This is a genomic window from Bradyrhizobium sp. AUGA SZCCT0105 (assembly GCF_018129565.1).
GTDB lineage: Bacteria > Pseudomonadota > Alphaproteobacteria > Rhizobiales > Xanthobacteraceae > Bradyrhizobium.
Map to the genome: position 1 here is coordinate 1,290,584 of NZ_JAFCMK010000002.1, position 21,595 is coordinate 1,312,178.

25 protein-coding genes are annotated in these 21,595 nt (G+C 65.6%); 16 read left to right on the forward strand and 9 right to left on the reverse strand.

Features of this window, described 5'->3' with window-relative positions:
- Window positions 1-56: 56 nt before the first annotated feature.
- The gene (locus tag JQ573_RS15180) at window positions 57-1,763 is read right to left on the reverse strand and encodes an NAD(P)/FAD-dependent oxidoreductase (RefSeq protein ID WP_249131705.1); all 1,707 of its coding nucleotides are present in this window, start codon (window positions 1,761-1,763) and stop codon (window positions 57-59) included.
- 202 nt (window positions 1,764-1,965) lie between these two features.
- Here JQ573_RS15180 and JQ573_RS15185 point away from each other — a divergent pair, with 202 nt between their 5' ends.
- From JQ573_RS15185 to JQ573_RS15195, 3 genes are read left to right on the forward strand one after another with little or no spacing between them, the layout of a single operon-like run.
- Window positions 1,966-2,361, forward strand: a complete 396-nt coding sequence (locus tag JQ573_RS15185; RefSeq protein WP_212310613.1) for a hypothetical protein — start codon at window positions 1,966-1,968, stop codon at window positions 2,359-2,361.
- A gap of 29 nt (window positions 2,362-2,390) precedes the next feature.
- Entirely contained in the window at window positions 2,391-2,870 is a 480-nt protein-coding gene (locus tag JQ573_RS15190; protein WP_212310614.1) for an NUDIX domain-containing protein, read from the forward strand.
- 37 nt (window positions 2,871-2,907) lie between these two features.
- Entirely contained in the window at window positions 2,908-3,423 is a 516-nt protein-coding gene (locus JQ573_RS15195) for a mismatch-specific DNA-glycosylase (RefSeq protein WP_212310615.1), read from the forward strand.
- A gap of 93 nt (window positions 3,424-3,516) precedes the next feature.
- Here the strand turns inward: JQ573_RS15195 and JQ573_RS15200 are convergent, their stop codons facing one another.
- Window positions 3,517-3,951 carry a hypothetical protein gene (locus JQ573_RS15200; protein WP_092116023.1) on the reverse strand — a complete coding sequence of 145 codons (435 nt, stop codon included), beginning with the start codon at window positions 3,949-3,951 and terminating at the stop codon, window positions 3,517-3,519.
- 207 nt (window positions 3,952-4,158) lie between these two features.
- Here JQ573_RS15200 and JQ573_RS15205 point away from each other — a divergent pair, with 207 nt between their 5' ends.
- Genes JQ573_RS15205 through JQ573_RS15215 form a run of 3 tightly spaced genes read left to right on the forward strand, consistent with a single transcriptional unit; the run spans window position 4,159 to window position 5,478 of the window.
- Window positions 4,159-4,596 (forward strand): YeeE/YedE family protein, encoded by a 438-nt coding sequence (locus JQ573_RS15205; RefSeq protein WP_212310616.1) that lies wholly within the window; start codon window positions 4,159-4,161, stop codon window positions 4,594-4,596.
- Window positions 4,597-4,598: 2 nt separating this feature from the next.
- Window positions 4,599-5,078 carry a DUF6691 family protein gene (locus JQ573_RS15210; protein ID WP_212310617.1) on the forward strand — a complete coding sequence of 160 codons (480 nt, stop codon included), beginning with the start codon at window positions 4,599-4,601 and terminating at the stop codon, window positions 5,076-5,078.
- Between the two features lie 4 nt (window positions 5,079-5,082).
- Window positions 5,083-5,478 (forward strand): RidA family protein, encoded by a 396-nt coding sequence (locus tag JQ573_RS15215; protein ID WP_212310618.1) that lies wholly within the window; start codon window positions 5,083-5,085, stop codon window positions 5,476-5,478.
- Window positions 5,479-5,782: 304 nt separating this feature from the next.
- On the opposite strand, the gene JQ573_RS15220 is transcribed toward JQ573_RS15215, so the two are convergent.
- Window positions 5,783-6,544: an SOS response-associated peptidase gene (locus tag JQ573_RS15220; RefSeq protein ID WP_212310619.1), complete on the reverse strand. Its 762-nt coding sequence runs from the start codon at window positions 6,542-6,544 to the stop codon at window positions 5,783-5,785.
- 62 nt (window positions 6,545-6,606) lie between these two features.
- On the opposite strand from JQ573_RS15220, the gene JQ573_RS15225 reads away from it, so the two are divergent.
- From JQ573_RS15225 to JQ573_RS15245, 5 genes are all read left to right on the forward strand, one after another.
- Window positions 6,607-7,107, forward strand: a complete 501-nt coding sequence (locus tag JQ573_RS15225) for a hypothetical protein (RefSeq protein ID WP_212310620.1) — start codon at window positions 6,607-6,609, stop codon at window positions 7,105-7,107.
- 38 nt (window positions 7,108-7,145) lie between these two features.
- Entirely contained in the window at window positions 7,146-7,565 is a 420-nt protein-coding gene (locus JQ573_RS15230; protein ID WP_212310621.1) for an NUDIX hydrolase, read from the forward strand.
- A gap of 85 nt (window positions 7,566-7,650) precedes the next feature.
- Window positions 7,651-8,028: a TIGR02301 family protein gene (locus JQ573_RS15235; RefSeq protein WP_050424352.1), complete on the forward strand. Its 378-nt coding sequence runs from the start codon at window positions 7,651-7,653 to the stop codon at window positions 8,026-8,028.
- Window positions 8,018-8,674: an HAD family hydrolase gene (locus tag JQ573_RS15240; RefSeq protein WP_212310622.1), complete on the forward strand. Its 657-nt coding sequence runs from the start codon at window positions 8,018-8,020 to the stop codon at window positions 8,672-8,674. Before JQ573_RS15235 ends, JQ573_RS15240 begins: the two co-directional genes overlap by 11 nt.
- 155 nt (window positions 8,675-8,829) lie before the next feature.
- On the forward strand, window positions 8,830-9,096 hold the full coding sequence (locus JQ573_RS15245; protein ID WP_028332620.1) for a hypothetical protein: 267 nt from the start codon (window positions 8,830-8,832) through the stop codon (window positions 9,094-9,096).
- 83 nt (window positions 9,097-9,179) lie between these two features.
- Here the strand turns inward: JQ573_RS15245 and JQ573_RS15250 are convergent, their stop codons facing one another.
- The gene (locus JQ573_RS15250; protein ID WP_212310623.1) at window positions 9,180-10,514 is read right to left on the reverse strand and encodes a dihydroorotase; all 1,335 of its coding nucleotides are present in this window, start codon (window positions 10,512-10,514) and stop codon (window positions 9,180-9,182) included.
- A 129-nt stretch (window positions 10,515-10,643) separates the two neighbouring features.
- On the opposite strand from JQ573_RS15250, the gene JQ573_RS15255 reads away from it, so the two are divergent.
- The 5 genes from JQ573_RS15255 to JQ573_RS15275 all read left to right on the forward strand — a co-directional run bounded on the left by JQ573_RS15255 (window position 10,644) and on the right by JQ573_RS15275 (window position 16,195).
- Window positions 10,644-11,525 (forward strand): folate-binding protein YgfZ, encoded by an 882-nt coding sequence (locus tag JQ573_RS15255; protein WP_212310624.1) that lies wholly within the window; start codon window positions 10,644-10,646, stop codon window positions 11,523-11,525.
- The gene (locus JQ573_RS15260; protein WP_212310625.1) at window positions 11,522-12,148 is read left to right on the forward strand and encodes a DNA-3-methyladenine glycosylase I; all 627 of its coding nucleotides are present in this window, start codon (window positions 11,522-11,524) and stop codon (window positions 12,146-12,148) included. The genes JQ573_RS15255 and JQ573_RS15260 overlap by 4 nt, the downstream gene beginning before the upstream one ends.
- Window positions 12,145-12,762: a YfbR-like 5'-deoxynucleotidase gene (locus JQ573_RS15265; protein ID WP_212310626.1), complete on the forward strand. Its 618-nt coding sequence runs from the start codon at window positions 12,145-12,147 to the stop codon at window positions 12,760-12,762. The genes JQ573_RS15260 and JQ573_RS15265 overlap by 4 nt, the downstream gene beginning before the upstream one ends.
- Window positions 12,763-12,878: 116 nt before the next feature.
- Entirely contained in the window at window positions 12,879-13,385 is a 507-nt protein-coding gene (locus JQ573_RS15270) for a tyrosine phosphatase family protein (protein WP_212310627.1), read from the forward strand.
- A 110-nt stretch (window positions 13,386-13,495) separates the two neighbouring features.
- The gene (locus JQ573_RS15275; protein WP_212310628.1) at window positions 13,496-16,195 is read left to right on the forward strand and encodes a DUF2339 domain-containing protein; all 2,700 of its coding nucleotides are present in this window, start codon (window positions 13,496-13,498) and stop codon (window positions 16,193-16,195) included.
- A 28-nt stretch (window positions 16,196-16,223) separates the two neighbouring features.
- Here the strand turns inward: JQ573_RS15275 and JQ573_RS15280 are convergent, their stop codons facing one another.
- The 5 genes from JQ573_RS15280 to JQ573_RS15300 form a co-directional block, all read right to left on the reverse strand.
- Window positions 16,224-16,457, reverse strand: a complete 234-nt coding sequence (locus JQ573_RS15280; protein ID WP_050403167.1) for a DUF6894 family protein — start codon at window positions 16,455-16,457, stop codon at window positions 16,224-16,226.
- Window positions 16,458-16,594: 137 nt separating this feature from the next.
- Window positions 16,595-17,173 carry a hypothetical protein gene (locus JQ573_RS15285; protein ID WP_212310629.1) on the reverse strand — a complete coding sequence of 193 codons (579 nt, stop codon included), beginning with the start codon at window positions 17,171-17,173 and terminating at the stop codon, window positions 16,595-16,597.
- Window positions 17,174-17,359: 186 nt separating this feature from the next.
- Window positions 17,360-18,346: an MDR family oxidoreductase gene (locus tag JQ573_RS15290; protein WP_212310630.1), complete on the reverse strand. Its 987-nt coding sequence runs from the start codon at window positions 18,344-18,346 to the stop codon at window positions 17,360-17,362.
- Between the two features lie 45 nt (window positions 18,347-18,391).
- A complete protein-coding gene (locus tag JQ573_RS15295; protein ID WP_212310631.1) occupies window positions 18,392-19,636 on the reverse strand; it encodes an MFS transporter in 1,245 nt (414 codons plus the stop codon).
- A gap of 188 nt (window positions 19,637-19,824) precedes the next feature.
- Window positions 19,825-21,306 carry a cell wall hydrolase gene (locus tag JQ573_RS15300; protein ID WP_212310632.1) on the reverse strand — a complete coding sequence of 494 codons (1,482 nt, stop codon included), beginning with the start codon at window positions 21,304-21,306 and terminating at the stop codon, window positions 19,825-19,827.
- Window positions 21,307-21,595 lie beyond the last annotated feature (289 nt).

Consider the following 21,595-nt stretch of genomic DNA (forward strand, 5'->3'; position numbering starts at 1 on the left):
ATTTGATCCGTACATGAGAGATTAGAAAGGTATATATCGCGGCTGCGACAGAGAATTTAGGACGGGAATTGACGGCACAGATCGCGCGACTTCCATACTGAGGTACTGACGGCCGCGGCCCGCACATCACCGCCCGCCCCCGCCCCAAACTCAATCTCCCGATACCCCTCCGCCGCCACACCGTTGATGATCCCCAAGAACTTCGGCGTACCGCCGTTGTAGACGAAGTAGCGGACGGTGCCCTCCTCGTGGCCGGCGACGTTGGAGTTGTAGCCGGTGAACCACGACTTGGCTTTGCGCATCAGCATGATCTCGTACATTTTGGCGACATGCGCGGTCCAGCGCTGCTGTGCCTCCAAGGTGGCATCGGCGCGGGTCAGGCCTCGGTCCCACATGTATTGCAGCAGGTTGGTGCACCAGTTGACGCCGTTCTCGATGCCGCGCGGAAAGTTGGTCGAGGCGGAGGCGCTTTGCGGGCCGGTCGGCATCAGCAAATTCGGGAAGCCGTGCACGAGCATGCCGAGGAAGGTCGACGGCGCCTGCTTCCATTTGTCCGATAGCTTCGCGCCGCCGATGCCGGTGATGTCGATCAGATCGTAGGCGCCCGTGATGGCATCGAAGCCGGTGGCGTAGACGATGATGTCGAACTCGTAGTCGCGCGCCGTGGTGCGCAGGCCGGTCTCGGTGACGCGCACCAGCGGCGTCTCGCTGAGGTCGACGAGATGCACATTGTCGCGATTGTAGGCCTCGAAATACCGGGTCTCCAGCGGCAGCCGCTGCACGCCGAAGCCGTGATCGCGCGGGATCAGCTTTTCGGCGACCTTCTGATTCTTCACGCGGCGGCGGATACGACCGGCGATATATTCGGAGAGCTCCGCATTGGCGGCTTCATCCATGAAGATCTCGCGAAAGTTCGCGAGCCAGATGCCGAAGCCAGGCTCATCGTAGAGCTTGTCCCACAATGCCAGCCGCTCGTCGCGGCTCACCTCGTAGAAGCCGCGCTTGTCGGGGCCATGCACGAAACTGCCCGGTGTCAGTGCGCAGGCGGCGAAGATCTCGTCATAGCGCGCGCGGATGTCGGCCATCTCGGCTTCCGAGATCACAGAGTTGTTGAGCGGCGCGCTCCAGTTCGGCCGGCGCTGGAACACGGTGAGCTCGCCGACCTTGTCGGCAATCTCGCCGATCACCTGAATGCCGGTCGCGCCGGTGCCGATCACGGCGACCTTCTTGCCCGTGAGATCGACGGGCTCGTGCGGCCAATAGTAAGTATGGAAAGAGCGGCCCTTGAAGTCATCGATGCCAGGCACGCGCGGCATGGTCGGCGCCGAGAGCAGGCCGATCCCAAGCACGACGAAGCGGCAGGTCAGCTCGCGACCGTCGCTGAGCTTGAGCTGCCAGAGATCGCGCGTTTCGTCGAACTGCATCGCCTCGACCTTGCAGTTGAACTGCATGTATTTGCGCAGGTCGAATTTGTCGGCGACGTAGTTGAGGTAGCGCAGATTCTCGGGCTGGGCGGAGAAGCGCTCCTTCCAGTGCCACTCGTCGAGCAGCTCGCGCGAGAACGAGAAGCCGTAGGTGTAGCTCTCCGAGTCGAAACGACAGCCCGGATAGCGGTTCCAGTACCAGGTGCCGCCGAGATCGGGCGCGGCTTCGAGCACGGTGGCGTCGATGCCGAGATCGGCGAGCCGCTTGATCTGGTAGATGCCGGCGACGCCGGCGCCGACCACGATCACCTCGAAATGGGTTTTCGGCTCTCCCGTCATGTCCGCTCCCAAAATTCTTCTTGATCTGTTGGATGGGATTACAGACCCTTTTGCTGGTGCAGGCAACTGCGCGCGAGCGGGCGCGACTTGCGTTGAGGCGCTGCGAACGCCACATCGTAGCCCGGATGAGCGAAGCGACATCCGGGTTTGCGAGCGCCCCGCATGTCGCTACGCTCATGCGGGCTACGCAGCTAAGGCTACCATGACCGACAATCTCACCGGCGTCTGGGACGGCAGCTATGTTCAGCCAGGCGGCATGGTCACGTTCCTGGCGACGCTGATCGACGCCGGCGGCGCGCTCGGCGGCAGCGTGACCGAGCCGTGCATGGCGCCGGGCTGCCCGCTCAGCACCCACAATGCCTCACTCGCAGGTCACCGCTCCGGCAGCGCGGTGTCGTTCGTCAAGCGCTACGAGCCGCGAGGCTACGGCTATGACACGGTGCACTATGAAGGCGCTGTCAATGCCGACGCGACGGAGATCGACGGCCGCTGGAGCATCCGTGGCACGGCGTTCTCGGGAGCGTTCCTGATGGTGCGTTCGAGCGGGCCGGCGCAAGGGGTGGCGGCGGAAAACGAGGTGAAGGAGCCGGTGCGCTAGCGCGCAGCCGTACATCTTCGGAATTGATCATGCCCCAGCGCAGCGCCGGTTTGCTGATGTTTCGCCGCAGACGCGGCAGCGCGGAAGTGCTGCTGGTGCATCCGGGCGGGCCGTTCTGGACGAAGAAGGATGATGGGGCATGGTCGATCCCGAAGGGTCTCTATGAAGAGGGCGAAATTCCCCTGAGCGCCGCGAAACGCGAATTCGAGGAGGAGACGGGACAGCGGCCAGTCGGCACCTTCATCGAGCTCGGCGTGTTCAAGCAACCGAGCGGCAAGCATGTCAGCGCATGGGCGTTCGAAGGCGAGTTCGACCTCGCAGCGTTCAAGAGCAACACGTTCGCGATGGAGTGGCCGCCACGATCCGGCCGCCTCGCGGAATTCCCCGAGGCGGACCGCGCGGGCTGGTTTACATTGAAGGAGGCGTTCAGGAAGGTTACCAAGGGACAGCTGCCTGTCCTGAACAGCCTGGTCGAGAAGCTTGGCCTGCCGAAAGACGATTTCGTGTAGGCAGGATCGCCCCGCTGCTCTGCTCCCTCCTTCCGCGATGCCCGATAACAATCCCCACCGCCTCCCCGACCAGCTCCGCGCCAACCTGCGGCTGGTGTTCGTCGGCACCGCGGCCAGCACGCGCTCGGCCGCCGTCGGGCATTACTACGCGCATCCCGGCAACCGGTTCTGGCGTGCGCTGCATGAGGCCGGCATCACGCCACGGCTTTATCGGCCGGACGAGTTCACCGCATTGCTCGAACTCGGCATCGGCTTCACCGATCTCTCCAAGACCGGCGCCGGGATGGATCACGAGATCGCGCGGGGCTCGTTCGATGTCGCGGACTTCAGGACGAAGATCGAGATGGTTCGGCCGAAGACCATCGCTTTCACCAGCAAGAAGGCGGCGAGCCTGTTTTACGGCAAGCCGACCAGCGCGCTTGCGCTCGGGCGGCAGCCGGCCACGAGCGGCTTTCCTGATGTGTTCGTATTGCCGTCGCCATCGGGTGCGGCGTCCGGGCACTGGACGTTGCAGCCGTGGCGCGAGCTCGCCGAGAGGATCGCAGAATCGTAGGGCGGGTTAGCGCAGCGTAACCCGCCATCTTCAATCGCGGATATAAGTCGGTGGGTTACGCCTTCGGCTAACCCACCCTACGCACCGCGCCCCTTATTCCTTCAATGTGATCGCAAGCCCGCTGAGGTCGACATTGGCCATCAGCCCGATCTGCTTGCCGCTGAGTTCGAGCACCGCGCCGTTCTGGTTGGTCAAGAGGATGCCGCGCACGCCGGCGCCGAGCGCAACGCCCATGCCCGCCGCGGCATAGACGCCGGCGATATCCTGGGCGCGGCGGATGTTGCGCACCCGCCCCTGCAACGTGGTCTGGGAGCCGCCGAACACGAGGCCGTAGTCCAGCCCGCCGGCGGTGAGCCCGTAGGTCTGGCCGTGGAAGGTCAGGACGCCTTTGCCGGCGGAGCCGCCGAAGAACCAGCCGCCCTTGAAGATGACGAGCGTCACCGCGCCCTCGTCGGCCAGTGCAGCGGACGATCCGGTGAGCAGCGCCAGCGCAAACAGCACGGCGCGGGCGGCGGATGACAATCTCATGGGGGGTTCTCCGGACGAAGTGAAGCGAATCGCTGGCAATCCAATCGGGCGGCGGCACGTCGAAATGCCGGCAAAACACGCGGGATTGCGCTTGTTCCTGTTATTGCGGAGTCTATCATCGCCCATGTAGTCGCGCGACCATTGGCGCATGCGCTGCCACCGCTTTGCGCCATCGCTGAGGAGTTTGCGCAACAGGGACCCGCACCGATGCACGATTTCACCCCACTTTCCGGCCTTCTCGGCGGCGCGCTGATCGGCCTGGCCGCGGCGCTGCTGATGCTGCTGACCGGGCGGATCGCCGGCGTCACCGGCATCGTCGGCGGCCTGCTCCAGCCCGATACCGCCGACCGCACTGCCGACCGCGCCTGGCGCATCGCGTTCATCGCGGGGCTGATCGCGGCGCCCTTGATTGCGGCGCTATTCGGCGCGCCGCTGCCGCGGCCTGCGATGAATGGGAGCCTTGTGGTGATCGCGATCGCGGGCGTTCTGGTCGGGTTCGGTACAAGGATGGGCAATGGCTGCACCTCGGGCCACGGCGTCTGCGGCTTCGCGCGGCTGTCCGGGCGCTCGATTGCCGCCACGTTCATCTTCATGACGGCGGCGATCGTCACCGTTGCCATCGTCAGGCACGGGATCGGGGGTTAGCGATGCGCCTTCTCGCAAGCTTCCTCTGTGGCCTGATCTTCGGCGCGGGCCTTCTGATCTCGGGCATGACCGATCCGCAGAAAGTGCTCGGCTTCCTCGATCTGTTCGGCGCGTGGGATGCGACGCTTGCCTTCGTGATGGCGGGTGCGGTTGCGGTCGCGGCATCCGGCTTTGCGATCGCGCGGCGGCGCACCGCGCCTGCCTTCTCGGCGCGCTTCCTCTGGCCCGACCGCAACGACATCGACGCGCCGCTCGTTGGTGGCGCAATCCTGTTCGGCATCGGCTGGGGCCTCGCCGGCATCTGCCCTGGGCCCGCGCTGGTCAACCTTGCCGGTCTTTCGCTGCCGATCGTGGTGTTCGTCGTCGCGATGCTGGCAGGCATGATCGGCCAGAATCTCTTCGGCAAGAATCTCTGGCGGCGGCGTACGCTGGCGCCGAGCGCCGTCGAAACCGCTTCCCTTCCATCTCGCGCAGACGGGTGACCCAATGACAGAAAACACGGCAATCAAGCACTTCCCTCCTCCGCCCGGCGTCACGGCGCCGCCGCTCTCGTTCGGCGCCCGCGTCGGCGATCTCCTGTTCATCTCAGGCATTCCCGGCTTCGACGCCAACCGCGAGCTGCCCGACGGCTTCGAGGCGCAGTTCGCCAATGTCGTCACCAATTTCCGGCGCGTGCTGACCGAGGCCGGCGCGACGATGCGCGATCTGGTCAAGGTCAACGTGCTGCTGACCCGCGCCAGCGACGTCGCGACGATGAACGTTCTGTATGCCGGCGCGTTCGGCCCTGCACCCTACCCCGCGCGCACTACCTGCGTCGTGGTGGCGCTGCCCAATCCGAAGATGCTGATCGAGATCGAGGGCGTGGCGTCCGTGAAGGGGTGATGGCTCTTTTCGTCATTCCCCGATGCGCAATTGCGAACCGGGGAATGACGAGTAGAGGACGAATAGAGAGAGCGCCCGCCTGCGACAAGACAAGCTGATTGAATCTGGGCCGCGCAACACATTCAGTGTCGTCCCGGCGAAGGCCGGGACCCATTACCCCAAATCTCGATTGCTGCGCGAGGCTGGGGCCGCGTTCCCGTTCACAATTAAATTCGGTGGTTATGGGTCCTGGCTTTCGCCAGGACGACGATGTGGAGAGAGCTAGGCACAAATCCACGCTGCACCGCGCGTGTTCAGTCAGCCCCTAGAACAACGACCCCTGCCCGTCGTCCTCGCGCACCGGCGCCTTGCGCACTGCCGCCTTCTTCAGGGCCGGCGCGTCTTCGGCGGCGATCTCTTCCGCGGTCATCGGCAGCAGCAGTTGCGCGTCATCGTTGGCGACGGCATTGACGCGCATCGTCACCTGGTGCCAGGCGAACTCGCCGACATCGGGTCCCTTCAGCATCGGCATCACGTCGTCGACATCGTTAGGCAGGCAGTCGAGCCAGCGCGCGAATTGCTCGGGCTTGATCGTGACGGGCACGCGGTGATGCAGTTGCGCGAGGTCGGGGCTCGCAGGCGCAGTGACGATCGCGACCGTGTCCTGCTCCTCGCCGTTCGGCCCCATCCAGGTCTCGGCCAGCGCGGCGAAAGCGAGCGGATGGCCGTCGCGGCGATGGATGAAGAACGGCCGCTTGCGGCCACCGGCGTCCTGCCATTCGTAATAGCCGTCGGCCGGGATCAGTGCGCGGCGCCGCTTGATCGCGTTCTTGAAGGCCGGCTTCTCCCGCACCGTCTCGGAGCGGGCGTTGATGAGCAGCGAGAACGTGCGGGGATCCTTGACCCAGGACGGGATCAGGCCCCAGCGCATCAATTGAAAATGCCGGCCGCCATTTTGCAGCAGCACGACCGGGATCGGCTGGGTCGGCGCAACATTATACCGCGGCGGAAAATTCGGCTGCTCGATGTAGCCGAACATCTCTCGCAAGGCCGCCGGCGGTGAGGTAATGACAAAGCGTCCGCACATATCCTGTCCAGGGTGGTATCCGTTTATTCCGCCTTAACTTGGACCGTTAAAGACTGCGACCAATGACCTCAACGGCCGCCATAGCGGGCTCTTCCCCGCGACCGACGTACCCCGACGAGGCGCGGGCGGCGCTGTTGCGCGCCGCCAACATCAATCCCCGCACCGGGCTTGCGACCGACTACCTCAATCACTTCAACGAAGCCATCATGCTGCTCGAGATGGTGCCGGACTTGCCGGAATGCGCCAGCGATTTCCTGGAATGGCAGCCACTGTCCTATGCCGAGCATTTCACCGCGTCCAACTTCAAGGCGCGCGACCTCGCGATCGAGGCCTATGAGACCGCGGACGCCCGAATCCGGGCCGAATTCGACCAGCTCACCGCCAGCATGACCAGTATCCTGACCGAGGTCGGCGCCGCTATGCGGCAATTGCATCAGGACAGGAGCCGGGTCGCGCTCGCCGAGCAGGCCATCGTCTGGGTCAAGCCGCTGGTGATGCAGACCGCCGGTGTCATCAACGGCGCCGCCGAGGCCGATGTCGAGAGCATCATGGCGGGCGCCTGATTTATCGGGCATGATGGTTGTCAAAACTGGTTGTCGTCTTGAGCTCTCCCGAACCTCCGATCCGCCCGCAGCTCGCCGTCTCCGGCGTGATTTTCCGCGACGGCAAGGTGCTGCTGGTGCGCCGCGCCCGCTCGCCCGGCAAGGGCTTCTATTCGCTGCCCGGCGGCCGGGTCGAATTCGGCGAAACGCTGCACACCGCCCTGCACCGGGAGATCGACGAGGAGACTGGCCTCAGGGTCGAGATCCTGGGGCTGGCCGGCTGGCGCGAGGTGCTGCCGACCGGGCCCGGCACCGGGCACTATGTGATCATGACGTTCGCGGCGCGCTGGGCCTCCCGCGACCCCGTGCTGAACGACGAGCACGACGATTTCAAATGGCTGGCGCCGGAGGAGATCGGCAACCTCAAGGTCACCGGCGGTCTCCATGAGGTCATTGCGGCCGCCCGGCGGCTGGTTTGAGGCCTGTTCGGGGACGGTATTGAAGCCTTGCCGCCTTGCCTCGGGCGCATTGAGGGGGCATACCACGGCGATCCCGGAACCCCTGATGATCAGAGCCTTTCTCGCCGTTGTGATCCTGATGTCGGCATGCCTCGCGACGCCCGCCCGCGCGCAGGACGCGGCTGCGCCGTTCGACGGCGACCTGCAGCGGCTCGCCGAGATCCTCGGCGCCCTGCACTACCTGCGCGGCATCTGCGGCTCCAACGAGGGCGCCAAATGGCGCAACGAGATGCAGGCGCTGATCGACGCCGAAACCCCCTCCGGCGACCGCCGCGCCCGCATGGTCGCGGGCTTCAACCGCGGCTACAACGGCTTCCAGCAAACCTACCGGACCTGCACCCCCGCAGCCTCGGTGGCGATCCGCCGCTACATCGAGGAAGGCTCGAAGATCTCGCGCGACCTGACGGCCCGCTATGCCAACTGACCGCGCGATCTTCTTCGACCTCGACGGCACCCTGACCGACCCGAAGCCCGGCATCACCGGCTCGATCCAGTATGCGCTGGGCAAGCTCGGCCGCCCGGTTCCCACGCAGGACGAACTGACCTGGTGCATCGGGCCGCCGCTGCGGGCGAGCTTTGCGATGCTGCTTGGCGGCGAGGAGCTCGCCGACCGCGCCGTCGAGCTCTACCGCGAGCGGTTCGGCGATGTCGGGCTGTTCGAGAACAGCGTCTATCCCGATATCGCTGACGTGCTGGCGGAGCTGCGGCAGGCGCCGGGACGCATCTACGTTGCGACCTCGAAGCCGCATGCGTTCGCGACGCGGATCGTCGCGCATTTCGGCCTCAGCCGGTATTTCGACCACGTGTTCGGCTCCGAGCTCGACGGAACCCGGGTCAACAAGGTCGACCTGCTGGCCTATGCACTGGCGCAGACCGGGGCCGACCCGGGCAAGGCCCTGATGATCGGCGACCGCAGTCACGACGTTGTCGGAGCGAATCGCAACGGCATCCGCGCGATCGGCGTCACCTATGGCTACGGCACGCCGGAGGAACTGATCGAGGCCGGCGCCAGCCATCTGTGCGCCTCGCCGCGCGCCGTGCTGGACCATATCCACAGCTCATTTGGCTGATCGCGGCGGCGCTATCCGGAATTCCCCTTTAAATGCCGTGACGGGCGTTAACCTTTTCGAAAGATGTGGGCTAGGCGGTACCCGCATGCGTGATAAATCTCGCGCGTCGCAGTGGTTCGCTCCTCGGACCGCGCGCATTCATTTTGCAGAGTTTCATGCGCCATCCAGCGTCCTTTCCCCATCACCAAGACCCCCGTCCCGATCACGAGCAGAAGCAGGCGGCGCTGGGCTACCTGAACGAGGCCTGGGCGGAAGCGCGTCACGACGGCGTCGATGGCGACTGCCTGGCGCAGGCGAGCCTGTTCGCAGCGCTCGCTGAGCTCGTCGGCACCTATGGCGAGGACGCGGTGGCGAAGTTCGCCGAGGGCCTCGCCGCGCGCGTGCGCAACGGCGAATTCTCGCTGGCATTGGCCCGGCAGTAATCCCGCAAAGCGCTTTCGAGCGAAGTGGGCACCGGTTCGCGTCAAGAAAACGCGTCAAACAAGAATCTAGCGCATTTGATGCGCTAGGCCTTCAGCGTCTCGAGGAACCGGACCGGCTCGCCCGTCGACGGCGTCGTGACCTCTCCCTGCCACATCACCCGCTTGCCGCGCACGAAGGTGCCGACCGGCCAGCCCTGCACCCGCACGCGGTCATAGGGCGTCCAGGCCGCGCGCGAGGCAATCCATTTGTTGGTGATGGTCTCGCTGCGCTTCAGATCGACCACGGTGAAGTCGGCATCATAGCCCGCCGCGATGCGGCCCTTGCAGGCCATGTTGAACAGCCGCGCCGGCCCGGCGCTGGTGAGATCGACGAACCGCTGTAGCGACAACCGACCCGCGTTGACGTGATCGAGCATCAAGGGCACCAGCGTCTGCACGCCGGTCATGCCCGACGGCGAGGCCGGATAGGTCTTGGCCTTCTCCTCCAGCGTATGCGGCGCGTGGTCCGAACCGAGCACGTCGATGATGCCCTGCTCGATGCCGTACCAGATGCCGGCGCGGTGATCGGCCGATCGCACCGGCGGGTTCATCTGCGCCAGCGTGCCGAGCCGCTCGTAGCACTCCGGCGCCGCCATGGTGAGGTGGTGCGGCGTCGCCTCGCAGGACGCAACATCCTTGTGGTCGCGCAGATACAGAATCTCTTCCTTGGTCGAGATGTGAAGCACATGGATGCGCTTGCCGGTCTCGCGCGCGAGATTGACCAGCCGCTCGGTCGCCATCAGCGCCGCGGTCTCGTCGCGCCACACCGGATGCGAGCGCGGATCGCCCTCGATCCGCAGCGGCTTGCGCTCGTTCAGGCGATACTCGTCCTCGGCATGGAATGCGGCGCGGCGCCGGATCACCTGAAAGATCCGCTGCAGGCTCTCGTCGTCCTCGACCAAGAGCGCACCGGTGGAGGAGCCGATGAACACCTTGACGCCGGCGCAGCCCGGCGCGCGCTCGAGCTCCGGCAGGTCCTGCACGTTCTCGCGGGTGCCGCCGATGAAGAACGCGAAGTCGCAATGCATGCGGTGGTGACCGCGCTTGATCTTGTCGGTGAACGCCTCCTCCGTGACCGTCAGCGGATTGGTGTTCGGCATCTCGAACACGGCGGTGACCCCGCCCATCACGGCGCTGCGCGAGCCGGTCTCGAGGTCTTCCTTCTGCGTCAGTCCGGGCTCGCGGAAATGCACCTGGGTGTCCATCACGCCGGGCAGGATGTGCAGCCCCTTGCAGTCGATCACCTCGCCGGCCGCGGCCTGGGCGAGCGAGCCGATCGCGGCGATGCGGCCATTCGTGACGCCGATATCGCGCACGCCCTCGCCGTCCTGATTGACCACGGTGCCGGATTTTAGAATGGTGTCGAAATGCTGATTCATCGGTCCTCGGCGCCCGCTTTCGGGTGTCGCGCGGGCCTTGTTCGGTGCACTGTAGCGCCTTAGCTTGGCTGGGGATATCCGCGCGCCGCGCGTTTCCCAAGGAACTTGGAAAAAGAGCCAATTTTGCGAATGAAAGCAGCGTTTCTTCCAGATCGGGGCGTGATCAAAGTCTCTGGCGAGGACGCCCGCAACTTCCTCAACGGCCTCATCACGACCGATGTCGAGCAGTTGGCCCCGGGACAGGCCCGGTTCGGCGCGTTGCTGACGCCGCAGGGCAAGATCATCGTCGACTTCCTGATCACCGAGATACCCACAGGCCATGGCGGCGGCTTCCTGATCGACGCGCCGGGCGCGCTCGCCAAGGGGCTTGCCGACAAGCTCGGCTTCTACAAGCTGCGCGCCAAGGTCGTGGTCGAGAACCTCTCCGACAGCCTCGGCGTGCTGGCCGCCTGGGATGGCGAGCCGGCGGCGATCCCCGATCTCGCTTTCGCCGATCCGCGCAACCCGGCGCTCGGCTGGCGCGTCCTGATCCCGGAAGATCTGAAGCAGAAACTTTCCGAGCTGATCGGTGCCGATCTCGTCGATTCCAGCGCCTATGAGGCGCATCGGATCGCAACCGGCGTGCCGCGCGGCGGGCTCGACTTCATCTATGGCGACGCCTTCCCGCACGAGACCAATATGGACCGCCTCCACGGCGTCGATTTCGACAAGGGCTGCTATGTCGGCCAGGAGGTGGTGTCACGCATGCAGCATCGCGGCACGGCGCGCACCCGCACGGTGAAGATCATTCTCGACGGCGCCGCCCCCGAGACTGGCGCGACGATCCAGGCCGGCGACAAGCAGGTCGGCACCATGGGCTCGACCGCCGGCGAGCTGGGCCTTGCGCTGGTGCGCATCGACCGCGTCGCCGATGCGCTGGACGCCGGCCTGCCGCTGACCGCAGGCGGGCTCGCGCTTCATCTCGCCGAACCTGATGCTGTCCGCACCACACCCAAGAAGACCGTCGCATGAGCCGGACTGCGCAACTGCATCCCGACGGCAAGACGCGCTGCCCGTGGCCGGGCGAGGACGCGTTCTACGTCGCCTATCACGACAATGAATGGGGCGTGCCGGAATATGACGACCGCGCGCTCTATGAAAAGCTGATCCTCGACGGCTTCCAGGCCGGCCTGTCCTGGATCACGATCCTGCGCAAGCGCGACAATTTCCGCAAAGCCTTCGACGATTTCCAGCCCGAGAAGATCGCGCGCTACACCGACAAGAAGGTGCATGCGCTGATGAACGACGCCGGCATCGTCCGCAACCGCGCCAAGATCGAAGGCACGGTGGCGAGCGCCAAGTCGTATCTCGAAATCATGGAGAAAGGCCCCGGCTTCTCGAAATTCCTGTGGGACTTCGTCGACGGCAAGCCGAAGGTCAATCAGTTCAAGACCACCGCGAGCGTGCCGGCCTCGACGCCGGTCTCGATCAAGGTCTCCAAGGAGCTCGGCGCGCGCGGTTTCAAATTCGTCGGCCCCACCATCGTCTATGCCTTCATGCAGGCAACCGGCATGGTCAACGATCATCTCGTGACCTGCTTCTGCCACGAGGCCTGCAGCGGCAAGCTCCGCACACCGCGGCTCAAGAAGAAATGACTGCGCGCCGATCGACGGAGACCACCCGCGCCTGGCAGCGGATGTTGTCGGGACGCCGGCTGGATCTGCTCGACCCGTCGCCGCTCGATATCGAGATCGTCGACATCGCGCACGGACTGGCGCGGGTCGCGCGCTGGAATGGCCAGACCTCTGGCGCGCACATTTTCTCGGTGGCGCAGCACACGCTGCTGGTCGAGGCCGTGATGCGTCAGCAGACGCCGCGCGTCGATATCGGCCATCGTCTCGCGGCACTGCTGCACGACGCGCCGGAATATGTCATCGGCGACATGATCTCGCCGTTCAAGGCCGTGCTTGCCGGTGAATACAAAGCGGTGGAGAAGCGGCTGCTGGCGGCGATCCATATCCGCTTCGGCCTGCCCGCCGTGCTGGCAGACGAGATCACCCAGCAGATCAAGGCCGCCGATCGCGGCGCCGCGTATCTCGAGGCGACGCATCTGGCGGGATTTTCGCAGGCCGAAGCCAGGCGGCTGTTCGGCCGCGATCCGGAATTGCCCGAGGCGACCGAGCGCGACTATCTGACGCCATGGACCGCCGCGAGGGCCGAAAAGCAGTTCCTCGAACGCTTCAACGCATTGCACGTGCAGCAGGTGTGACAGCACCAAGGGCGCTGCCGGTTGCGCCGCAAAACGCAGCGCCGGCATCGCGCCACCGGCTTTGCCCGCCCGGGAGCAGCCGTTATACTCGGGCGCACCGATAACCAAGGACCATCATGCTTCACGTTTGCTCGCTTGCCGCGCTCTCCGACACGGTTCGTGCCACCGGCGCCAGCCACGTGCTGACCGTGATGGCCAATGTCGACCAGGTGCAGCGGCCGCCCTCCGTGCTTCCGGCCAACCATCTGAAGGTGTCGATGGACGACATCGTCGAACAGATGGACGGGTTCGTTGCACCCAACGAGACGCATATCGAGCGAGTGCTGAGCTTCGTGCGCGGCTGGGATCGCCGCGCGCCGATGGTGGTGCATTGCTACGCTGGCATCAGCCGTTCGACCGCGAGCGCATTCGCCACCGTCTGCGCGCTCAATCCGCACCGCGACGAAATGTCCATCGCCCGGCAGATCCGCGAGGCCTCGCCGATCGCGGCGCCCAACCGGCTGATCGTCAGCCTCGCCGACAAGGCGCTGGGGCGCGAGGGCCGGATGCTGCGCGCACTCGATGCGATGGGCCCCGGCAGCATGAGCGTCGAAGGCCGGCCCTTCCACATCGATCTGGACTAACGCGACTGGCCACGCGCCGCCGCTTGAACTTCAAGTCCTCTCAACTGCACTACTAGGTTGCGACGGGCGGCCGGCTGGCCGATGGTCCGGCGCGTCCCGCCGGAGGCCCAATGTTCGATTCGCCGTTCGATTTCCTCACGCTCGTTATCGCCATTGTCGCGATCATCTTTGCGCGCAAGGCGCTGGGCCAGATTGCGGTGCTGCAGCGCCGGCTGGATGCGGTCGAGGCCGCGAGCGTGTCCGCCGCGCGGACGGCCGTGCCGCCGCCGCTGGCGCCGCTCGAGGCGTTCGAACAGACGCTACCGGCGGCGCCTCCCATCGCGCCGCCGCCGCTCCCAGAGGCAGCGGCGAGCGAACCGGATGTGCATGCAGAGGCAGCCGCGGACGCGGCCGCCCCGCCGCCACTGCCAGAACCGCCTGTCCCGCCGCCCCCGGCGCCCGGCTTCGAGGAAACGCTCGGCACGCGCTGGGTGGTGTGGATCGGCGGCTTGACGCTCGCGCTCGGCGGCTTCTTCATGGTGCGCTATTCGATCGAGGCCGGGCTGCTCGGCCCCGGCGTGCGCACGATGCTTGGAGGGCTGTTCGCGCTGGCGCTGCTCGGCGCCGGCGAATGGACGCGGCGCAAGGAAAGCATCTCCAGCATCGCGGCACTGCCGGTCGCCAACATTCCGGCGATCCTCACCGCCGCCGGCACCGCGGTGGCGTTCGCCACGGTCTACGCCGCCTATGCGCTCTATGATTTCCTGGCGCCGGCAACCGCCTTCATCCTGCTCGGCATGGTCGCGCTCGGCACGCTCGCGGCCGCGCTGCTGCACGGACCTGCGCTGGCCGGGCTCGGCATCGTCGGCGCCTTCGTCACGCCGATCCTGGTCTCATCCGACAAGCCCGACTTCTGGTCGCTCTACATCTATCTTGCCATCGTCACTGCGGCGGCGTTCGCCCTCGCCCGGATCCGGCTGTGGCGCTGGCTTGCGGTCACGACGATTGCATTCGCGCTATTGTGGACCTTCCCGTGCCTGCAATGCGAGCCGGAGATGATCGCGCCCCACGTCTTCCACGTGATCGCGGGCTTCGTGCTGGCGGCGCTGCTCGTGGTCTGCGGTTTCATGTTCGGCCCCGACGGCGATGGCGAGGAGATCGAACCGATCTCATCTGGCTCGCTCGCGGCCTATCTGTTTGGCGCGATGCTGATCGTGCTCAACAGCGCGCATGCCGACAGCGCGATGATCGGCTTTGCGCTGCTGACGGCCGCCAGCCTTGTCGTGGCCTGGCGCGCGCCCGCCGCTGCCGGCGCGATCGCCGCCGCGTCGGCGTTCGTTTTCATCGTGTTCGGCGAATGGGCCGTCCGCCGCAACGTCGACATGCTGGTGCTGCCTGGCGGTGCGATCCCGGGCATCGGCCCGTCCGCGACCGACGGCTCGGTCTCGCTGCATCTCGTCACCGCGGCGCTATTCGCGGCCGCCTTCGGCATCGCCGGCTTCCTGGCGCAACTGCGTTTTGCCACCACGAAGATCACGGTGACCTGGGCCGCGGCGGCCGTGTTCACGCCGGTTGCGTTGCTGGTCGCTCTCTATGCACGCATCGCGCATCTCGATCGCTCGATCCCGTTCGCAATCCTCGCCGTGCTGCTCGCAGCCGCCTACGCGGCCGCGACCGAAGCACTGACCCGGCGCGGCGAGCGGCCGGAGCTGTCGCCCTCGATCGCGCTGTCGGCGACCGGCGCCCTCGCCTCGCTGGCGCTGGCGCTGACCTTCGGGCTCGACAAGGGCTGGCTCACCATCGCGCTGGCGCTGGTGTCGATGGGCACGGCGTGGCTGTCGGTGCAGCGGCCGATCCCGTTCCTGCGCTGGCTCGCCGCGATCCTGGCCGGCATCGTGGTGCTGCGGATCGGCTACGAGCCGCGGATCGCCGGCGATGCCGTCGGCACCACGCCGATCTTCAACTGGCTGCTGTGGGGCTATGGCGTCCCGGCGCTGTCATTCTGGGCGGGAAGTCATTTCCTACGCCGCAACGGCGACGACATCCCGCTGCGCATGGTCGAATCCGCTGCGATCCTGTTCACGGTGCTGCTCGCCTTCATGGAGATCCGTCATTCGGTCAATAGCGGCGACGTCTATCGCGACAGCGCCGGACTGACCGAGGTCGCGTTGCAGGTCGGCGTGACGCTCGCGATGGCGATCGGGCTGGAGCGGCTGCGGCTGCGCAGCGGCAGCATCGTCCACAATGTCGGCGCGGTGCTGCTGACCGCGTTCGCCGGGCTTGCCAGCCTGTTCGGGCTGCTAGGACTGGACAACCCGATGCTGTGGTGGCAGGACGTCGGCGGCAGCTTCATCAATCTGCTGCTGCTCGGCTACGCATTGCCGGCCGTGCTGGCGCTACTGTTGTCCTATGCGGTGGCGGGGCATCGTCCCGCAAGCTACGCCAACACGATTGCCGCCGGCGCGCTGGTGCTTGCGCTCGCTTACGTCACGTTCGAAATTCGCAGGCTCTATCATGGACCGGTGCTGACGCGCGGCGAGACCACGGGTGCGGAGCAATACACCTATTCGATCGCGTGGCTGATGTTCGGCGTCGCGCTGCTCGGCATCGGCATCGTCGTCAACTCGCAGCGGGCGCGGCTCGCCTCCGCCGCGGTGATCGGGCTTACGATCCTGAAGGCGTTCCTCGTCGACATGTCGACGCTCACGGGTGTCTACCGGGCGCTGTCGTTCATGTGCCTTGGCATTGTGCTGGTCGCGATCGGCTGGCTGTATCAGCGGATCCTGTTCCGCAGGCGGGCCGCTCCGCCGGTCCCGCAGGCTGGGGCTTGAAGCTTGTTGTCCTGAACGGCGAAAAGCCTCAGTCGACGGATTCGGCAACCAGCCGAATCCTGAACACGGGCTTGCGGCTCTCGTCGAGCAGCTCCATGTGCCATTCGCTGTCTTGCTTCATGTTGCGCGAAATGCTGCCAAGGAAATTACCGCAGACCTTGGTCATCTCGGCCCAGGCCACGTCACGGCTCTCGAACTCCGTCGCGTGGTCGGACGCACCAGCGTAATCGCCGTCACTGATACGGAAAAAATACTGCGCCATATGACTACTCAAATCGGTGTCCTCGTCATCCCGCCTGTCGGCGAACGCTAGGCTATTGAGTAGCTATCAACGCGTGGCGACCGCCATCCGTATGACTACGGCTCGGCAGCTATTCCCGCTAGCGCGCAGATGAAACGTTAGTCAGTGGAGCGGCGCAATTCCGGCGCGCTCTCGACCTTGGCGGGCTCGGCCTTGACCGGCTCGAGCTTCGCCCTTTCGACCTGCGGCGTCTCAACGCGCGACACTTCGGTCGGCGAGGCATCCGCGGATCGGGTGCGCGGGTGCAGTGAACGCGGACGCGCCACCGCACGTGCCATCAGCATCTGCTGCCCGCCCTGGTGATGGAAATCGCAGTAGGCGAAGCCCATGCCGGAGACCGAGCCGCGAAACGTGCGGTCGTCCTGCTTGTCGAGATTGAAGCACGGTTCGAACGGAATGCCCTTCAGCGACGCGCACACGCTCTGACCGCGGATTTGCAGCGTATTGCCGGGCAGCCGCACGTGGCGGATCGGTCCGGAGCCGGAGAACTGGATCGAGCCTGTGGCCCCGAGATCGTCGAGGATACGGCCGGCGCCGCGGGTGCCGTCGAAACAGGTGAAGGCGAACACCTTGCCGGCGACGAATTTGCGGGCCTCATCGGCGTTCATCATGCCTGCGAATGCCGGCACGACCATTGCTCCGGCCGTGACGGCCCCCAACACCAAACGCGCAAGCATGAGCTACTCCACTTACGAGCGCGGGCACCCGCTCCTTGTTGAGCATGATCCCCGCACCAACGCTTCTCGACGTCTGCGCGAGGAAACCCGGCCCCCCGGGATCATGCTGCAAGTCTCTTTACCCGCTGCTTACCATACCAACCGTGGCAACATTGGAGCAGCTTGGTTGGTAAAGTCTGAACGTCCTCAGACTATTTTTACCACGATGCGGCCGCGGACCTGGCCATCGAGGATTTTCGCGCCATACCCCATGACTTCGTCCAAGGCGATTTCATGAGTGATATCAGCCAGTTTCGCCTTATCCAGATCGCTGGCAAGACGGCGCCAGGCGATCCTGCGGAGCTCGATCGGGCACATCACGGAATCGATGCCGAGAAGGCACACACCCCGCAAAATGAAGGGCGCGACCGACGACGGAAGGTCCATGCCGGCCGCCAGGCCGCAGGCTGCGATGGCACCGCCATACCTGGTCATCGAAAGCAGATTGGCGAGCGTGGTCGACCCGACGCTGTCGACGCCGCCGGCCCAGCGCTCCTTCGCAAGCGCCTTGGGGGCACCCGACAGTTCGGCGCGGTCGATCACCTCTGTGGCACCGAGACCTTTGAGATAGTCGGCCTCCGACATCCGCCCGGTCGAGGCGATGACGTGATAGCCGAGCTTCGAGAGCACGGCGATCGCGACCGAGCCGACGCCGCCGGCGGCACCCGTCACCACCACCGGGCCGCTCTTCGGCGTGAGACCGTGCTTCTCGAGCGCCAGCACCGAGAGCATCGCGGTATAGCCGGCGGTGCCGACCGCCATCGCGTCACGGGCCGAAATCCCGTCCGGCAACCGCACCAGCCAGTCGCCCTTGACGCGGGCCTTTTCCGCATAGGCGCCGAGATGGGTCTCGCCCATGCCCCAGCCGTTGCAGACGACCTTGTCGCCCGCCTTCCAGTCGGGATGGCTGGATTGCTCGACCGTGCCCGCGAAATCGATGCCGGCGATCATTGGGAAACGGCGCACCACCGGCGCCTTGCCGGTCAGCGCCAGGCCGTCCTTGTAGTTCAGCGTCGACCATTCGACGCGGACGGTGACGTCGCCGTCCATCAATTCCGCGTCGTCGAATTGGGTCAGTGCGGCGGTGGTACCCTTGTCCGCCTTGTCGATCCTGATTGCCTTGAACGTTGCCACGATGAGCACTCCCCGTAATTCTGGTTTCGGGGAGTGTTTAACCCATCAGGCGGGCTGCGCAACCGGGCGTGCGACGGGCGCCTCGACGATCGGCAGGTTGATCAGCGCCGACAGCACGCCGAACAGCACCGACAGCCACCAGATCGGCGTGTAGGAACCATACTGCTCGAACACGACGCCGCCGAGCCAGACCCCGAGGAAGCCGCCCACCTGATGGCTGACGAAGGCGAAGCCGTAGAGGGTGGAGAACCAGCGGGTGCCGAACATCAGCGCGACCAGCGCCGAGGTCGGCGGCACGCTCGACAGCCACAGCAGCCCCGAGACCGCGCCGAAGGCAATGGCCGAGAACGGCGTCACGGGGAACGAAATGAAGGCGACGGTCGCCAGCGCGCGCGAGAAGTAGATCACCGAGAGCAAATAGCGCTTCGGAAAGAAGTTCTGCAGCCAGCCGACGCTGAGCGAGCCCACGATGTTGAACAGGCCGATCGCCGCAACCACCCAGCCGCCGGTGGTCGCCGGAATGCCGCGGTCGGCCAGATAGGCCGGCAGATGGATGGTGATGAAGGCGAGCTGGAAGCCGCAGGTGAAGAAACCGAGCACCAGCAGCACATAGGAGCGATGGCCGAAGGCTTCGGCGAGCGCGGTCTTGAACGACTGCTGGTCGGCGGCCGGCACCTTGCCGGCCTCGGCGGGCGGCGTCACAAGCGCGAGCGAGAGCGGCACGATCAACAGCATCAGCGCGCTGAACACGACGAGCGCGGTCTGCCAGCCGAAATTGTCGATCATCGCAACGCCGAACGGCGCGAACAGGAACTGGCCGAACGAACCGGCGGCGGTGCCGGCGCCGAGCGCGATGCCGCGCTTCTCCGGCGGCAACAGCTTGCTGAACGCCGCCAGCACCAGATTGAACGACGAGCCCGACAGGCCGAAGCCGATCAGCACGCCGGCGCTGATGTCGAGCGACAATGAGGTGGTCGAGTAACGCATCAGCAGCAGGCCGGCGGCGTACAGCAAGGCGCCGACGACCATGACGCGCAGCAGGCCGAAGCGATCGGCAATCGCGCCTGCGATCGGCTGGCCGAGACCCCACAACAGGTTCTGCAGCGCGATGGCAAGGCCGAACACGTCGCGGCCCCAGGCGAATTCACGGCCCATCGGCTGCACGAAAAAGCCGAGGCTGGAGCGCGGGCCGAAACTCAGCAGCGCGATCGCGCAGCCGCAGACGATGATGACGAGCGGCGTGCGCCAGGTGCCGGACGTCGGTCGAAGATCCCCGGTGGTAACCGCCATGTTGTCTTCCCCCGCAACTGCTGCGGGGGAACCGCCCCGCGAACATTACCGGGAGTTAATGCATCTGCATGAAAACCCCAAGAGGCGGCGGAGAAAAATATTCGCTCGCAAGGCAGCTCTGCAGAATCCGAGAGGATGACGAGCGTCATTCCGGGGCATGGCGACCCTGGAGTGGAAGGCTGGAGGCGCTACCGCTTGGCGCTGGCCTGCTCGGCCGAGCTCTGGGCGGCTTCGGCGAGTTGCGCCGATATCTTGGCGGTCTCGGCCGGGTTGCCCCAGCTCGGCGCATCGCTGCCATCGCCCCAGGCGCGCGGCCGATAGAAGGTGTGGACGCCGAACTTGTACGTCTTCTTCATTTCACTGACCCAGGACGGCCGCACCCAATAGGCGTGGTAGTGGGTCGAGCGATCGACTTCCGGCAGCCACAATTTGCCGTCGAGGATCGCCTTCGAGATCTTCTTGGCGCGGTCCCACATGTCGGGCTCGCGGACGACGTCCGGGATGTTGTCGCAGGCGAAGGTGAACTGGCAGGCATAGTGGCGGTTCTTGTTCTGGTAGACCACGCCGCACACCGTCTCCGGATATTTGCCGGAGAAGGCGCGGTTCAGCACCACCTGGGCGACCGCGATCTGGCCCCGCACCGCTTCGCCGCGCGCTTCGAAATAGACCGCCTCGGCAAGGCACTTCTCCGACTTGGCGCGCGATTTCTCGTCGAACAGGCCGAGCCGTTCCGCCGGCGTCTTGGTGTGCTGGTCGTCGGCGTTGACCTCGCCTTTCGGCGCGATGCTCTCGCCCATCTCGCCGGCCTTGACCGGGCCGTCGGCATCGACCGGCAGTGACGCCATCACCTTCAGGTCGGGATCGGGCTGCGCTGCCGGCACAACGACCACCGGCGCCTCGCCGGGCTGCCAGCGCTCGAGATTCTCGGGCGTGCCGAGCGACGAGCCGAAGAACAGGCTGGCGGTCTTGAATGCAAACGGATCGCGCGCATGCGTTGCATCGACAGGCGGCGCAGCAGCAGGCTTCGCGGGCACAGGCTTCAGATCGTCGAGCGGACTGGCCTCGAGCGACATCGACACGTCGTATTGCTGCGGCGACGGCTTCACATATTGCGGCAGTGGCGGCGCACGCAGCGCCTCCTGCAATTCGGGATCGAGCGGCGCGTTGTCGGCCGGCGCGGTCGCAGTCTTCATCCCCTTGACCGACGAATTCGATATCGCGGGATCCTCGTTCGCCGGAGCCGTGTTGGCGGGCTGTGCAGGATCGACCTGGTCAGGCCGCCCGACGACGAGACGATCGCCCTTCAGGGTGCGATCGACCTTGGGAAAATCAGATGCCTGGTAGCGCGGCGGCGTTGCTGTGATCGGATTGCGTGTCACCGTGCCGGTGATGTCGGCGCTCGGACTGTCCAGCCGTGCGAGCAGGATTTGCGGATCCTGTGGCGCCGATGTTCCGATCGGACGGCCGAAACTGTAGGTCGCGACCTGGATGGAACCGACCGCGGAGGCGAAGACGCGCTTCTGCCAGCGCTCGGCAACGCCGGGCTGCCGGGCCAGAAGCGACGCAATATCCTGATATCCGAGCTCGGTCGGCATCAGTGCGAAGATGCCAAGACCGAGACCGAAGAGCGCAAGACGTGCGCCCTTCGGCTGGTTACGCGACACAAACATCGTACGCTCACGCAACGCTTACTGAGTGCAATCGAACGCGGTACATCCGCGCAATTCGACCTTTCTCGTTGCTAACTTGTTTAGGTTGCCGCGGAGTTAATCGGCGTTGCACGCGCGTTACACTCAAGCGATCGCACGTGCGACGCGCGTCGCATCACGCGTCTTGGTAAATGCGCGGCGCATGAAAGTCGTAAACATCCGATCAACGAAGATGGTGAACAAAGTGTTGCAGGCGGTGACCGGCAACGCACCGTCATTGCGGCGAAGCGAAGCAATCCATCTCACCGCA